Consider the following 14,211-nt stretch of genomic DNA (forward strand, 5'->3'; position numbering starts at 1 on the left):
CACAGGCACCGGCCGCGCCATGGCCTATAATCCGCCGCGATCTCCCCGGGGGTGCGGCACCGGCGCCGCGCTCACCAGAAAAGGAACCCCGTCGATGCGTCCCTCGAGTCTCGCCTGCCTGACACTCTCCCTGACATTGACCCTCTCCAGCGTGCCCGCAAGCGCCGATGACCGTGAGGACCCGCCCGACATCAGCCTGGAGGCTCTCCTCGGCGTCGAAGTGACGAGCGCCTCGCGCAAGACAGAACGTCTGCACGAGGTGGCCGCCGCAGTGTTCGTGATCAGCCGCGAGGATATCGAACGTTCGGGTGCCACGAATATTCCCCAGGCCCTGCGCCTCGCGCCGGCAGTCGAGGTGGCCGGCCTCGCCAACAACCGCTGGGCGGTCAGCGTGCGCGGTTTCAACAACCGCTTCGGCAACAAGCTGCTGGTGCTGATGGACGGGCGGAGCATCTACTCGCCGCTTTTTTCCGGCGTCCTCTGGGAATACGAGGACACCCTGCTCGAAGACATCGATCGCATCGAAGTGATCCGCGGACCAGGCGCCGCGATGTGGGGGGCGAATGCCGTCAACGGCGTGATCAACATCATCACCCGCCGTGCCCGCGATACCCAGGGCAACCTGCTGGTGGCCGGTGCGGGCAGCGAGGAGCGGGTGTTCGGCGCCTTTCGCCACGGCGGGCAGACCGCCGACGGGCATTTCCGCGTCTGGGGCAAGGCCTACAAGCGCGACGAAGCGGTCGACACCTATGGTCATACCGGCAACGACTACTCGCGCGCCGCGCGTGTCGGTTTTCGCAGCGACTGGAGCCCTGCCGCCAATCGTCGGCTGACGCTCAGCGGCCAGGCGTATACGGCACCGACCGGCGACGCGTTTACAGTTGCCGACACCACTTCGCCGCAGGGAGTCGCCCTCAGCAAGCGCCGCCAGGACGGCAAGGGCGGACACCTCCTCGGGCGCAGCGAATGGACCCTCGCCGATGGATCCGACGCGGCCCTGCAGGCTTACGTCGAGTACAGCACCATGGATCTGCAGGGGGCTTTCCAGGAACAGCGCACGACCGCCGACGTGGATTTCCAGCACCGCATACCCCTGGGCGAGCGCCACGACTTGATCTGGGGTCTGGGCTACCGCTACTCGAGCGATCACATCGACTCCGGCGGGATCATCAGCATTGCGCCCAAGTCCAGCAGCTTCAACCTGGCGAGCGCCTTCGTCTATGACGACATCACGCTCTCGCCGGAGACGCTAAGGCTGATGCTCGGCCTGCGCCTGGAGAACAGCAGCTTTGCCGGCTTCGAGCCTTTGCCCAACGTCCGCCTGATGTGGACACCGAGCCCGACGCAGACGCTCTGGGGCTCGGTGTCGCGCGCCGTGCGCATCCCCTCGCGCGCCGAGCTGGATGCCCAGGTCGACGTCGCGGTTCTGCCCCCCGGCGCGCCCGGCAACCCAACGCCGCTGCCGCTCGTGACCCGCAACGTCCCCTCCGGCGATCTGCAGCCGGAAACCGTCATCGCCTACGACATCGGTTTCCGCCAACGCTTCTCGACCAGTCTGTCGCTCGACATCACCGCCTTCTACAACCAGTACGACGACCTGCGCTCGGCCGGTCTTGGCGACCGGCGACTGACCTTCACGCCAGCGCCGGCGATCATTCAGAACATCTTCCCCGACAACAGCATCAAGGCACACACGCACGGCTTCGAAATCGCCGTGGACTGGAACCCGCTGAGCTGGTGGCGCATCCAGCCGAGCTACAGCGCCCTGCGCCTCACCACCGAGGCCAAGAACGACGACCCGATCTCGCAGAACAGCGCCCGCCTGATCAACGACAGCTCGCCGCAACAACAGGCGAGCCTGCGCTCGTCGATGTCCTTGCCGCATCGGCAGCAGTTCGACGTCTGGCTGCGCTATGTCGGCAAGCTTGGCGACCGCAACTCGGCCTTTGCCGTCCCCGCCTACACGACGCTCGATCTGCGCTACGCCTGGCGGCCGACGCGCGATTTCGAACTCTCGGTGGTCGGCCAGAACCTCCTCGACAACAGCCATCCCGAATTCATCCCGAGCCTGCTGCCCTCGCAGACGATCGAGCTGCAGCGCGGCGGCTACGTCAAGGCCAAGTGGCAGTTCTGAGGCATCGTCGGTGAACCGTTCCTTCAGGCGCCTGGCGGCCCTGCTGGCGGTGCTCGCCGGCGCGCTCGCCGGCCCCGCGGCGGCGCAAGGCGTGCTCAGCGAGGCGCAGGCCAAGGCGGCCTTCGTGCTAAACTTCGCGCGTTACATCGAGTGGCCCGAGCGCAGCTTTGCGACGCGCGACGCGCCGCTGCTGATCTGCCTGCTCGGTCGCGACTCGCTCGCCAGCGCCCTCGCGGCGCTGGAGAACCGGCCGGTGCAGAGCCGGCTGGTCAGCGTCCACATGGTCGCCAGCGTGGACGAGGCCCGGCCTTGCCACGTGCTTTTCATCGGTGCTTCCGAAACCCGCCGCCTGACCCTGCTGCTGCGCAGCCTGGCCGGACAAGCGGTGCTGACGGTCAGCGACGCCGACGGTTTCATCGATGCCGGGGGGGCGATCGGTATCGTCCAGGGCGACGGCCGCCTGCAGTTCGAGGTCAATCGCCAGACACTCGAACAGGCCCAGCTCAAGGCCAGCGCCAACTTGCTCAAGCTGGCGCGCAACCTCGCCGACTTCAAGGGAAAGAACTGAGATGCGCTTCACCGATCGGCCGCTGCAGGCCAAGCTGATGCTGATCATCGGCCTCACGGTCGGCGCCGGCCTGCTGATCAGCACGCTGCTGTTTGCCTTTTCGAAGATCGACGACAACCGTCAGGGCGAGATCGACAAGCTGACCGGCATGGCCGAGGTGCTGGCCGCCAGCAGCGCCTCGGCGGTCGCTTTCGACGACGCCACCGCGGCACGCGAGGCGCTGACCGGGCTGCGCGCGCGGCCGGAGATCCTGGCCGGCGCCATCACCCTGCCCAACGGCAAGGTGTTCGCCCACTACCCGGCGAACGGCGAGGCGCTCGCGACCAGCGCCCCGGGTGGCCGCCAGCCGGTATTCAGGGGCGGCTACTGGGACGACTCGCTGACCATCGACTACCCGATCCGCCAGGGGCGGGAAGTCATCGGCACGCTCAGTATGCAGTCGAACCTGCGACCGATGTGGACGGACACCTGGCACCGGCTGCTGTGGGTCCTCGCCGGCACGCTCGTCGCTTTCGGCGGCGCCCTGCTCCTCGCCACACGCCTGCAGCGATCGGTCTCGGAGCCGATCATCGAACTGACCTCGGTCATGCGACAGGTGGCGCAGGACAGCGACTATTCCCGGCGGCTGCGCATCGATCGGCGCGACGAGGTCGGCGAACTGGTCCGTGGCTTCAACAGCATGCTGCACGAGGTCGCGGCCCGCGACGAGCAACTGCGCGAGCACCGCGCAACGCTCGAGGATCAGGTCACCTCACGCACGGCACAACTGCAGTTGGCAAAGGAACAGGCGGAGACCGCCAACCTCGCCAAGTCGCGCTTCCTCGCCAACATGAGTCACGAGATTCGCACGCCGATGAACGGCGTCATCGGCATGGCCGACCTGCTCCTCGACACCGGCCTTTCCGAGCAGCAGCGGCGGCACGCCGAAACCTTGCGCCTGTCGGCCGAATCGCTCCTGCACCTGCTCAACAACATCCTCGACCTGTCGAAGATCGAATCCGGCCGGCTCGACATCGAACTCACCCCCTTCGACCCGCGACGCCTGGTCGAGGAAGTGATGCAACCCTTCGTCGAGATGGCCTCGGCAAAAGGCGTTCTCCTCGGCGACGTGATCTCGCCCGACATACCGCCCGTAGTGATCGGCGATCCCTACCGCGTCAAGCAGATCCTGAGCAACCTGCTGAGCAACGCAGTCAAGTTCACCGAGCACGGATCGATCTTCATTTCCCTGAGCCAGGAACCCACCGGCGCCGACCGCGACTCGGCGCCGGCTGCCGACGGAACCCACTGCCAGTTGTGCTACGCCGTCACCGATACCGGCGTCGGCATCTCGCGCGCCGCCAGCGAGAAGCTGTTCGCCCCATTCACGCAGGCCGACGACTCGACGACGCGCAAATTCGGCGGCACCGGCCTTGGTCTGGTGATCATCCGCGAACTGGCGCAGCGCATGGACGGCCACGTCGGCTTCGAAAGCGCGGAAGGCCTCGGTTCGACTTTCTGGTTCCGGCAACGCGTCCCGATCCACCTCGGTCCGCCGCCGGCACACACCCAGCCGGCCAACGGCCGCCGCATGACCGGACGGGTGCTCCTGGTCGAGGACAACGAGGTCAACCGCGAGATTTCCGGTGCCATCCTCGAGAGCCTGGGCTGCGCGGTCGACTTCGCGCACGATGGCGAGCAGGCCGTCAGCGCCCGGCGCAGTGGCTCCTACCAGGTGATCCTGATGGACTGCCAGATGCCGGTGCTGGACGGTTTCGCGGCGACGCGCCAGATCCGCGCCGAAGAACGGGCGGCGGGCCGTGCCGAAGTGCCGATCATTGCGCTCACCGCCAACGCGCTCGCCGGCGACCGCGAGCTGTGCCTGAACGCCGGGATGAACGACTACCTGGCCAAACCGATCAACCGGGCACAGCTCACGGCGGCCCTCGCGCGTTATCTGGAAGCGCCGGCGGAGCCGGAGGCCGGCGCTGCCGCCGGTCAGCCGGCGACCGACAGCGCCACCGGGCATGGCGAGCGACGCACCCTGATGCTTTTCGATCCAGGCGTCGTACAGTCGCTGCCGATGGTCGCCGACGGCTCGAACCCCGGCTTCGCCGACCGCGTGCTCGAGATGTTCGTGGACAGCGCCGGCAAGCTGCTTGCGAGCTTTGCCGAGGCCGCCGACACGGGCGATGCGCCGACCATGCAGCGGGCCGCGCACACCCTCAAGTCGTCGGCCGCCACGGTCGGCGCGCTGGCACTAGCGGAGCAGGCCAGACAGATCGAGATGCATTTGCGCAGCGGCGAAGCGCCGGCCGACGACTGGCTGGATCTGCTGAACGGCGCCTACGACAGCTTCCGCCAGGCACTGGCGAGCCATCGCGCGGCGGCAAGTGAGCGAAAGGGAGGTGGCTAGTGGACGACGACCAGCGGGGCGGCCGGGTGCTGCTCGTAGACGACGACGCGATGATCCGCATGCTGGCCAGCGAGTCGCTGCGCCACGCGGGTTTCGCAGTCAGCGAAGCCGACTGCGGCGAGCAGGCCGTACGTCTTTTCGACGCGCAAGAGTTTGATCTCATCGTTCTCGACGTGATGATGCCCGGCGTAGACGGTTACCAGGTCAGCCGGCGCATCCGCCAGCACGAACGCGGCCAGTGGTTGCCGATTCTGATGCTCACCGGCCTCAACGACGGCGAGTCGATCGAACTGGCCTACCGGTCGGGCGCCACCGATTTCATCAACAAACCGGTCAACTGGCTGCTGCTGACGCAGCGGGTACGTTACGGCATGCGCTCCGGGCAGGCGATCCAGGCCGTCCAGCACAGTCAGCAGAGGCTGGCGCACGCGCAGCGTCTGGCGCGCATGGGAAGTTGGGAGTGGTCGGTGGCGGAAGCGCGTTTCGCCTGCTCGGACGAAATGCTGCGCCTCTTTGGCGGCGACTGGCAACTCGCCGGTGCGGCGACGCTGGACGGCTTCCTGGCCTCCGTACGAGAGAGCGACCGCGCACTGGTGGCCAGCGCGCGCCGGGCGCTGCTCATCGACGGCCAGCCCTACCAGATCACCTACGGCATGCAGCGCCCCGACGGCAAGCTGCGTGAGGTCTACGAGCAGGCGCAGGCAGTCCGCGATACGGCCGGCAGGATCGTCCGCGTCGAAGGCATCACCCAGGACATCAGCGAGCGGATCGAGGCGCAGCAACGCATCGAGCATTTGTCGATGCACGACGGTCTGACCGGTCTGGCCAACCGACAGCTGTTTGCCCAGGTCGCCGCTGTCGAACTCGAACGTGCCCGCCGCAACCACGGAAGCTGCGCGATCGTGCATCTCGACATCGACCACTTCAAGAGCGTCAACGACGCGCTTGGCAACGCCGCCGGCGACCAGGTGCTGTGCACGCTCGCCGAGCGACTGCGCTCGTCGGTGCGCGGTGCCGATCTGCTGGCCTTGAATCCTTCGATGCGTGCCGCCGAAACCGTGGCGCGTATCGACGGCGATGCGTTCACCGTGCTGGTACTCGAAGTGCGAGCGGCGGGCGATGCGGCGATCATCGCCGAGCGCCTGCTGCAGACCATCGCCCGGCCACTGTCGATCGACGACCGGGAGGTCGTGCTGACCGCCAGCATCGGCATCGCCGTCTTTCCGCGCGACGCCGATTCGGTCGAGGCGCTGGCTCGTGCCGCCGAGCAGGCGCTCTACGCGGCCAGGGCCTCGGGTCCGGCGACCTACCGCTTCTTCGACGAGGAGATGAACGCCGCCGCCCGCGTCAAACTGCACCTGGAGAACGAACTGCGGCGAGCCATTGCCCAGGACGAATTGCGTCTGCACTTCCAGCCCAAGGTCGATGCCGCCAGCGGCCGGCTGAGCGGCGCCGAAGCGCTGGTGCGCTGGCAGCATCCGCGGCGCGGCCTGCTCGGGCCGGGCGAATTCATTCCGCTCGCCGAAGAAGCCGGCTTGATCGTCGCCCTTGGCGACTGGGTGCTGGCCGCCGCGGCCCGACAACTGCGCCAATGGGCCGAGGCCGGCCTGGCACCGGTTCGCGTGTCGATCAACCTGGCCAGCCCCAGCTTCCTGGAAGAGCAAGTCGCCGAAAAGTGCTCCGCCATCATTGCCCAGGAAGGCATTGCGCCCGAGCAGGTGGTTCTCGAACTGACCGAATCACTGCTGGTGGTCGACGCCGAACGCACCATCGTCCGCCTGAACAGCCTGCGCGAGAAGGGCTTCGCGCTGTCCCTCGACGACTTCGGCACGGGATTTTCCTCCCTGAGCTACCTCAAGCGCTTCCCGCTCGACGAGCTGAAGATCGATCGCGCCTTCGTGACCGATGTCACCCGCGGCGGCAAGGACGCGGCGATTGCGCTGTCGATCATCGAACTCGGACACCAGTTCGGCATGCGCGTGGTCGCCGAGGGCGTCGAGACGCGCGCGCAGGCGGACTTCCTGCTCGCCAACCGCTGCCCGATCCAGCAGGGCTTCCTGTTTTCACCGCCACTGCCGCCCGATCGCTTCGCGGCCATTCTCGGCTCCGACGGTGGTTTAGCCTTTCCGGACGGACCGCCGTGAAGCCGCAATGGCAGGCGCGCCGGGCCTGCCCAGCGAACGACGGGACTTGCCGCGAAGTATCGCCGCAGGCTGTGCAATGCGGTAAGCTGTCAAACGAGTAAGCCGACGGACGAGGATCAAGGTCCGCAGGTTCTGGAGGGAAAGACACAATGAGATATCGCCATACCACCGCAGCGAGTGCCGAATACCTGCGGCTCGCCGTCAAGAGGATGACGCAACAGGCGGCTGGTCTGCATCCGGTGAGTTACGCGATCTGGTACGAGTATGTCGCAGGCAACAACTCCGCGCTCAATGCCGATCTCGATGCCCGACTCAAGGAACTGGGCCGGCTCGACGAGCAGACCACGTACGCGCTCTACTCGCGCCATATCTCCGAATTCGACGCGGCAACCGCCCTGCGCATCGGCGACAGCGTCGACAATCTCGTGGATCAGGTTTCCGAGTCGGCCGCGCTGGCCGGTCATGAGGCCTCGCGCTTCGGCAGTACGCTCGAGCGCTGGAGCGATACCCTGAGCGAGCCGGTATCCACCGGTGGCGAAGTCGCCAGCGGCGTTGCCGACATCCTGCGCGGCACGCGCAACATGCAGAACGCGATCAGCACACTGCAGACGCGCCTGGAGGAAAGCCGGCGGGAGACCCAGCAGCTCCGCCAGGAAGTCGCACGTGCCCGCGAGGAAGCCCTGATCGACGGGCTGACCGGGCTCAGCAACCGCAAGGGCTTCGATCTGGCTTTAACGACCTGCCTGGAACAGGCGACCCCCGAAATGCCCGGCCCCTGCCTGCTGATGATCGATCTCGACAATTTCAAGCGGCTCAACGACGGCCTCGGACATGTCTTCGGCGACCGGGTGCTGAGCAGCGTCGGCCAGATCCTGCGCGCCAACGTCAAGGGCAAGGACACGGCGGCGCGCTATGGGGGCGAGGAGTTCGCCGTGATCCTGCCGCAGACGCCACGTGGTGGCGCCATCGGCCTGGCCGAGGCACTGCGCGCGCTGGTCGCGGCCAGCCGCATCAGACGGGTTGGCGACGAGGGACCGCTGATCGGCAACATCACGGTGTCGATCGGCGTTGCCGACTACCTCGCCGGCGAGTCACCAACGGACTTCGTCAACCGAGCCGACCGGGCTCTCTACCTGGCCAAGACGCAGGGCCGCAACCGGGTCATCCTTGCCCCGCGCCCGCAGCCTGCCGCCGGCAAACAGGCCGACCCCCTACCCCGATGAGTGACGAGGCGCTGACCCGAGCCCTCGCCGACGGCGGCGTCATCCGGATGGCCGGACTGCTGTCGCTGTTGATGCCGGCGAGCGCCGGCGTCGGTTTCGGCGTCAAGGGCCTGGATGGTCGTTACCGACTGGCCAACCGGGAGATGGAACGACTGCTCTGTCAGGGTGCCACGCGTCTCGCTGGGCGATCGGAGAGCGATGTCCTGCCGGCCCGCCTTCTCGCACAGCTCGCCCGTTGCGACCAGAGGATCATCGACGGTGCGCTGGCCGCGTACGAGGAGGTCGAACTCCCGGTCGGCTGCAGGATCAGGCAGTGCCTGTGGCTCAAACTGCCGGTCCTCGGCGCCGACCAGGAACTGCAGTCGATTGCCTCGATCATCCACGAAGTGACTCCGTCGCCGGAGATCCCGGCCATGCAGCAGACACTCGATCGCCTGCGGCAGGCGAATCAGGAACTGCAGCAGACCGTCGTCGAACTCGAACAGGTAGCCGGCACCGACAAACTGACCGGTGCGTGGAACCGGCGGCGGATTGAGGAATGCGTGCGCAGCGAGATGGACCGCCTGAACCGATACGACCAGCCGCTGAGCCTGTTGGTCGTCGACATCGATCACTTCAAGGCGATCAATGACCAGCATGGTCATGGTGCCGGTGATCAGGTTCTACAGGCCGTCACCGCACTGCTGCAGAGCCGCTTGCGCGGCACGGACGCTCTGGCGCGCTGGGGCGGCGAGGAGTTCGTCGTCGTTTGCCCGAACACCGGCCGGTCGACGGCGGCGCTGCTTGCCGAACGCTTGCGCGGGCAGATCGCGAGCGCCGATTTTCCCTTGATCGGGCAGCTTACCGTCAGCATCGGCGCTGCCGAATGCAGCCCCGGAGACACCTGGGAAGAGTGGTTTCAGCGTGCCGACGAGGCGCTTTATCGGGCCAAGACCGGTGGCCGCAATCAGGTCCAGATCGCTCCGGAAAAGACGCCGACAGCCGATACGCAGGAATACGTGGTTGCCAACTTCGTTCAGCTCGTCTGGCACTCGGCGTACGAATGCGGCAACGAACTCGTCGATCGCGGCCATCGCCAGCTGTTCGCCGACGCCAACGAGCTGTTGTCGGCCATTCTCGGCGAACGCGAGGCGAGCCGCGTGGACACGATTGTCGACACCCTCACCGCCGATGTTCTCCAACACTTTGCCGACGAGGAAGCGGTCATTCGCGCTGCCGGCTATCCCGGCGCTGCCGAGCACGTCGTCCTGCATCGCCAACTGGTGACCCAGGCACGGCGCCTGCTCGACGACTACCGGGCCGGCAAACAGGGAGTCGGCGATGTCTTCCAGTTCCTCGCCTATGATGTGGTCACCCGCCACATGCTCGGCGCCGACCGTGAGTTCTTTCCTTTCGTGCGCGCACATGGCGCCATGCCTGCCGGGAACCGCGAAGCGCCATCGGCATGAGATCGACCGGGGGTTGGTCGGCTTGCAGCCGACGCTTCCGCCAGCCGTGACACGGCGGTTCGCGGCGCACCGGTGCGCTTGGCCTGGCACTGCCTTTCGCGCGTTGCTGCCGCGTGCCGGGACGAAGACGCGGGCGGCGCCGGACGAACCGGCAGTCCTGCCCGCGGAAACCTGCCGGCGCCTACTTGCTCACCGCCTCCTTCGTCTTCTCGGCGGCTTCCTTGGTGGCATCGGCGGCCTTGACGACCATCTCCTTGCCAGCCTCCTTGGTCGCCGCAACGACCTCCTTGGTCTTGTCCTTGACTTCGGTGCCGGCGCTCACGGCGCTTTCCTTGGCGGCGGCGCCGGCATCCTTGACGGCCTCCTTGGTCGCGTCGGCAGCGGCACCGACGGCCGCGCCGGCCTTCTTGGCGGCCTCTTCGGCTTTCTGCGCAGACTCCTTGGCGAGCCGCGCGGCCTCGGCTTTGGCGGCATCCTCCTTCTGACCACAGGCGGCAACGGCCACGGCGAGCAAGGCGGAAAGAACAAGCAGGCGGGTTTTCATGATTTCGATCTCCAGTTCTGGAAGGGGATGGATTGATGGGAAAAACGACAAGCGGCGGAAGAATTTCGCGAGAACGCCGACGAGCAAATCCATCGCGACTCGCCGGCGGCCGGTCGACCGTCCCGGCGAGCCGCACCTATCACAGCACATTCGCCTGCGCGAGTAAACCCGGCCGGCAGCGGACGGCAGCGCTGTCCCACCGGCGGGTACATCGCCGACCCTGCCAGACCACCTTGCCAGACCATCGGGGATGGCGACCAGCGACAAGAGGATCCGCGTGAGGCCGGCGCTGGCGGGCCTGGACACCGCGCTTTGCCAGGCACTCGGCGAGGCGATCGGCAAGGCCGCCGGTAAACCGGCCGGCATCGACAAGGCCACCGAGGTCGGCGGCGGTTCGATCTCGCGCGCGCTGCTCGTCGACTGCGGCGATGTCCGCTGCTTCGTCAAGCTCAACGACGCCGGTCTGGCCGACATGTTTGCCGCCGAAGCCGACGGCCTGAGCGCTCTGGCGGCGTGCTCGGCGCTGCGCGTGCCGCGCGTCGTCGGGCATGGCGTCAGTGGCCACCACGCCTGGCTGGTGCTCGAATACCTGAACCTGCACGCCTTGCGCGAGCGCAGCGCGGGCGCCGCCGCCGGGCGGGCACTGGCCGAACTGCACCGCATTCGCGGCGCGCAGTATGGCTGGCAGCGCGACAACTACATCGGCAGCACGCCACAGGGCAATGCGCCGCACCCGACCTGGCCGTTCTTCTTCGCCCGCCGGCGTCTGCTGCCGCAGCTTCGACTGGCGCAGCAACACGGCCACCACGGCCGCCTGATCGCCGGCGGCGAGCGGCTGGTCGAGCAGTTGGCCGCCTTGTTCGTCGACCATCAGCCGCCAGCGAGCCTGCTGCATGGCGACCTGTGGTCGGGCAATGCCGCAACCGACGAGGCGGGCACCCTGGCACTCTTCGACCCGGCGGTCTATTTCGGCGACCGCGAGACCGATCTGGCGATGAGCGAGCTGTTCGGCGGTCTCCCCGACAGCTTCTACGCCGCCTACCGCGAGGCCTGGCCGCTGGCCGACGGTTTCGAGCAGCGCAAGATGCTGTATAACCTCTACCATGTCCTCAATCACCTGAACCTGTTCGGCACGGGCTACCTGCATCAGGCCGAGCGGATGATCGCCAGGCTGCTCGCCGAAATCGGCGGCTGACCTTGCCGGAGCCGCGTATGCACCTTGCGACAACCCCCGCCGATCAACGGGTCAGCCACTTCCGACAGATTCTGCTGTGGCCGCTGCAGTTGATGCCGCTTCCCGAAGGCTGTCCTTTCGCGCATCACTACCACTTGCTGGAGCAGGCCACCCCCGACAACCCGTGGCGGGAACTGGCCGACGAGTTCTGCGGCGACCCGGAGCAGTTCCACGAACGTCATTACAGCGAGTTCGTCACCTTCCTGCCCTACGTGCAGCGCTTTCTCTACGGCGAGTGCGCTAGCGGCGAGGCCGACGCACACTACGGTGATTCGCCGATCCGCATCTTCCGCCGGCAGGACGTGGCGCAAGTGCGCATGACCTACAAGGAAGACGACGCGCCGACGACCTTCGACATCGTGCATCTGGATTTGTATTTCTTCTACGACATCGATGTCGTGATCCTCGTCGTCGAGATCGCCGCCGACGATCTCGACCTGCGGCGGGTCCAGGACACGCTCTACCGCTTTGGCCGCGCCTATCCACCCTACTGGGACGACGACGGCAGCGGCGGCCACTGCCTACGGCGCGCCGAATGGCTGGCGCCGGACGGCCAGGTACTGGCTGTCTCCGATTACGAGAAGCGCAGCAAGTACCTCTCCTTCGTCAGCCGCTTTCGTTCACCGTGCATCTCGTCCCACTGGGAATTCCTGTTGCGGCCGCTGGTCCTGCACCATTCCGACGAGGACGGCCCGGTCCGCTACCGGCAGATCGAGTATCACCGCATGCCCTTGCTCGCCTACCTGGCGATGGACGATCCACGCCGCCTGAGCCGCGGCGACTTCGCCCGCCTGGTGCTGGTCAGCGGGCCCGGCAAGAGCGGCTCGCTACCCTATTCCGAACAGCACCTCGAAGGTTTCGAAGCGCGTTTCTGCTACGACCGCTACTGGCACCCGCAGGCCGAACAGCCAGGTACCCGGCTACTCTCCTGCGGTCACGCCTTCATCATGGTCGGCAGTGCCCGCGACGCGTACTTCACGGGGCTCGAGAACGGCCTGCTCGGGCAGTTTCGCCACCAGTTCTTCCTGCTGGCACTGATTCCCCATTTTCACAAGGCGGCCCTGTTGATGCTCTCCGACCGCCTGGTGACGGCGCTCAACCGTCTCGAGATCGGCAATGCCGAATCGGTCAAGCGCTTCAAGCGGGCGATCCGCGAGGTCCTCGAAGTCTTCCTGCGCTTCACTCATCGCTACTGGTTCTACGAAATCTCCGACCAGGCGCAAGCACGAGCGCTATTCACCATGACCCGCGAACACCTGGGCACCGAGCGCGTGTACAGCGAGTTGCGCGAGGAAATCCAGGACATGAGTCAGTACCTCGACAGCGACAGCCTGCGCCGGCAGGCCAACACGGTGGTCCGCCTGACCGTCGTCACCACCGCCGGGCTGATCGCGACGATCAGCACGGGCTTTCTCGGCATGAATCTGATCGACGCCGCACAGGAGCCCCTGAGCGTCCGGCTCGTCTTCTTCGTGCTGGTGTTCGTGCCTTCGGCGCTGCTCACCGGTTTCGCGATCGTCAAGTCGAAGCCCCTATCGGACTTCCTCGAGGCGCTCTCCGACGAACGCCTGTCGCACCGCGACAAACTCGCCACCCTGGTCGCCGTCTGGCGCAACAGGCGCCCACCGAACGCTGGTTGATGGGCAGCCCTGGCGCGGCACGGCAGTACGGCTAGGGCGGTTCAGGCGCGCTGACCGTCGGCCAGAGAGGTCGCGAATTCGTGCCGGCGCGGGATATTCGGCGCCCGATTGGCGCGCACGATCAGCGGGACCTCCGGCGCGTGATCGCGCACCACGGCCGTGGCGAACACCCCCTCGCTGTCGTTGCTCAAGGCCAGTACCACCGCGCTCGACCCCGGCCAGGACGCCCGGCTGTTCGTCGAGCTTGCCGAATACGACCTCGTAACCGCGGGTGCGCAGGTTACGGGCCAGTTCCATGTCCTCCTCGAAAATGACGAAAGCGGCGGCAAGCCGCTGGAACTGTGAAGATCACGAAGACGATCATCAGCGGATGGCTCCACGGCGCGTAGGCCCCGTAGCCGGTGGTGGTCAGTGTCTCCGAGGCCCATTCGAGACTCGACCAGAAGCCCATCGGCTTGCCCTCGAGGTATTCCGAGGCAACCATGAAGACCGTGCCGAAGAGGACGACCGCCGTCGGCATGCTGAACAGCAGGCCAATCAGACGCCACGTCGATCGCTGCAAACCCGGAGTCGTTCTTCTCATCTTCGCAAACCGGCTGGCCGGGTGTCTCCCCCGCGAATACCCAGTATCCGCGCCCCTGCCATGGTCGTCAATTCGTGGCGGTAATAGACTCGGCGAGGCGCCAAGCCGGCAGGTGCTTCGCCCGGCGCACGAGAGTAGACTGTAGCGTCGGAGTCGCACCGCTGGCTCGCTCACCTCGCCGCGCCGGCTTGCGCAACGGGTCGGACGGTCTGGCCGGGGTCGGCGGCGGGAGGTCCAGCGTCACCCCGTGCAGCCGCGCGCCGTCGCGCGATCCGCTCGACACCCGATTTGCGTTCAG

11 protein-coding genes are annotated in these 14,211 nt (G+C 66.8%); 8 read left to right on the top strand and 3 right to left on the bottom strand.

What is annotated here, in order from left to right:
* Positions 1-94 precede the first annotated feature (94 nt).
* The 6 genes from CAP2UW1_RS13890 to CAP2UW1_RS23905 all read left to right on the top strand — a co-directional run bounded on the left by CAP2UW1_RS13890 (position 95) and on the right by CAP2UW1_RS23905 (position 9,912).
* Positions 95-2,134 carry a TonB-dependent receptor plug domain-containing protein gene (locus CAP2UW1_RS13890; protein WP_015767251.1) on the top strand — a complete coding sequence of 680 codons (2,040 nt, stop codon included), beginning with the start codon at positions 95-97 and terminating at the stop codon, positions 2,132-2,134.
* A gap of 10 nt (positions 2,135-2,144) precedes the next feature.
* Positions 2,145-2,702 (top strand): YfiR family protein, encoded by a 558-nt coding sequence (locus CAP2UW1_RS13895; protein ID WP_015767252.1) that lies wholly within the window; start codon positions 2,145-2,147, stop codon positions 2,700-2,702.
* 1 nt (position 2,703) lies between these two features.
* A complete protein-coding gene (locus tag CAP2UW1_RS13900; RefSeq protein WP_015767253.1) occupies positions 2,704-5,097 on the top strand; it encodes a response regulator in 2,394 nt (797 codons plus the stop codon).
* Positions 5,097-7,241 carry a putative bifunctional diguanylate cyclase/phosphodiesterase gene (locus CAP2UW1_RS13905; RefSeq protein WP_015767254.1) on the top strand — a complete coding sequence of 715 codons (2,145 nt, stop codon included), beginning with the start codon at positions 5,097-5,099 and terminating at the stop codon, positions 7,239-7,241. The genes CAP2UW1_RS13900 and CAP2UW1_RS13905 overlap by 1 nt, the downstream gene beginning before the upstream one ends.
* 149 nt (positions 7,242-7,390) lie before the next feature.
* Positions 7,391-8,464, top strand: a complete 1,074-nt coding sequence (locus tag CAP2UW1_RS13910) for a GGDEF domain-containing protein (RefSeq protein WP_015767255.1) — start codon at positions 7,391-7,393, stop codon at positions 8,462-8,464.
* The gene (locus CAP2UW1_RS23905) at positions 8,461-9,912 is read left to right on the top strand and encodes a diguanylate cyclase (protein ID WP_015767256.1); all 1,452 of its coding nucleotides are present in this window, start codon (positions 8,461-8,463) and stop codon (positions 9,910-9,912) included. Before CAP2UW1_RS13910 ends, CAP2UW1_RS23905 begins: the two co-directional genes overlap by 4 nt.
* Before the next feature lie 181 nt (positions 9,913-10,093).
* Here CAP2UW1_RS23905 and CAP2UW1_RS26130 read toward each other — a convergent pair whose 3' ends face one another.
* Positions 10,094-10,723, bottom strand: coding sequence for a hypothetical protein (locus CAP2UW1_RS26130; RefSeq protein WP_412566824.1), 630 nt, complete (start codon positions 10,721-10,723; stop codon positions 10,094-10,096).
* On the opposite strand from CAP2UW1_RS26130, the gene CAP2UW1_RS13925 reads away from it, so the two are divergent.
* Positions 10,707-11,651, top strand: coding sequence for a fructosamine kinase family protein (locus CAP2UW1_RS13925; RefSeq protein ID WP_015767258.1), 945 nt, complete (start codon positions 10,707-10,709; stop codon positions 11,649-11,651). The two genes, CAP2UW1_RS26130 and CAP2UW1_RS13925, sit on opposite strands and share 17 nt — an antisense overlap.
* A 17-nt stretch (positions 11,652-11,668) precedes the next feature.
* Entirely contained in the window at positions 11,669-13,330 is a 1,662-nt protein-coding gene (locus tag CAP2UW1_RS13930) for a hypothetical protein (RefSeq protein ID WP_015767259.1), read from the top strand.
* A 41-nt stretch (positions 13,331-13,371) separates the two neighbouring features.
* Here CAP2UW1_RS13930 and CAP2UW1_RS25625 read toward each other — a convergent pair whose 3' ends face one another.
* Both CAP2UW1_RS25625 and CAP2UW1_RS13935 read right to left on the bottom strand, forming a co-directional pair.
* The gene (locus CAP2UW1_RS25625; protein WP_199931470.1) at positions 13,372-13,521 is read right to left on the bottom strand and encodes a hypothetical protein; all 150 of its coding nucleotides are present in this window, start codon (positions 13,519-13,521) and stop codon (positions 13,372-13,374) included.
* Between the two features lie 89 nt (positions 13,522-13,610).
* Complete coding sequence (locus CAP2UW1_RS13935) at positions 13,611-13,913, bottom strand: ion channel (RefSeq protein ID WP_015767260.1); 303 nt, start codon at positions 13,911-13,913, stop codon at positions 13,611-13,613.
* Positions 13,914-14,211 lie beyond the last annotated feature (298 nt).

Source organism: Candidatus Accumulibacter phosphatis (assembly GCF_000024165.1).
Classification (GTDB): Bacteria; Pseudomonadota; Gammaproteobacteria; order Burkholderiales; family Rhodocyclaceae; genus Accumulibacter; species Accumulibacter phosphatis.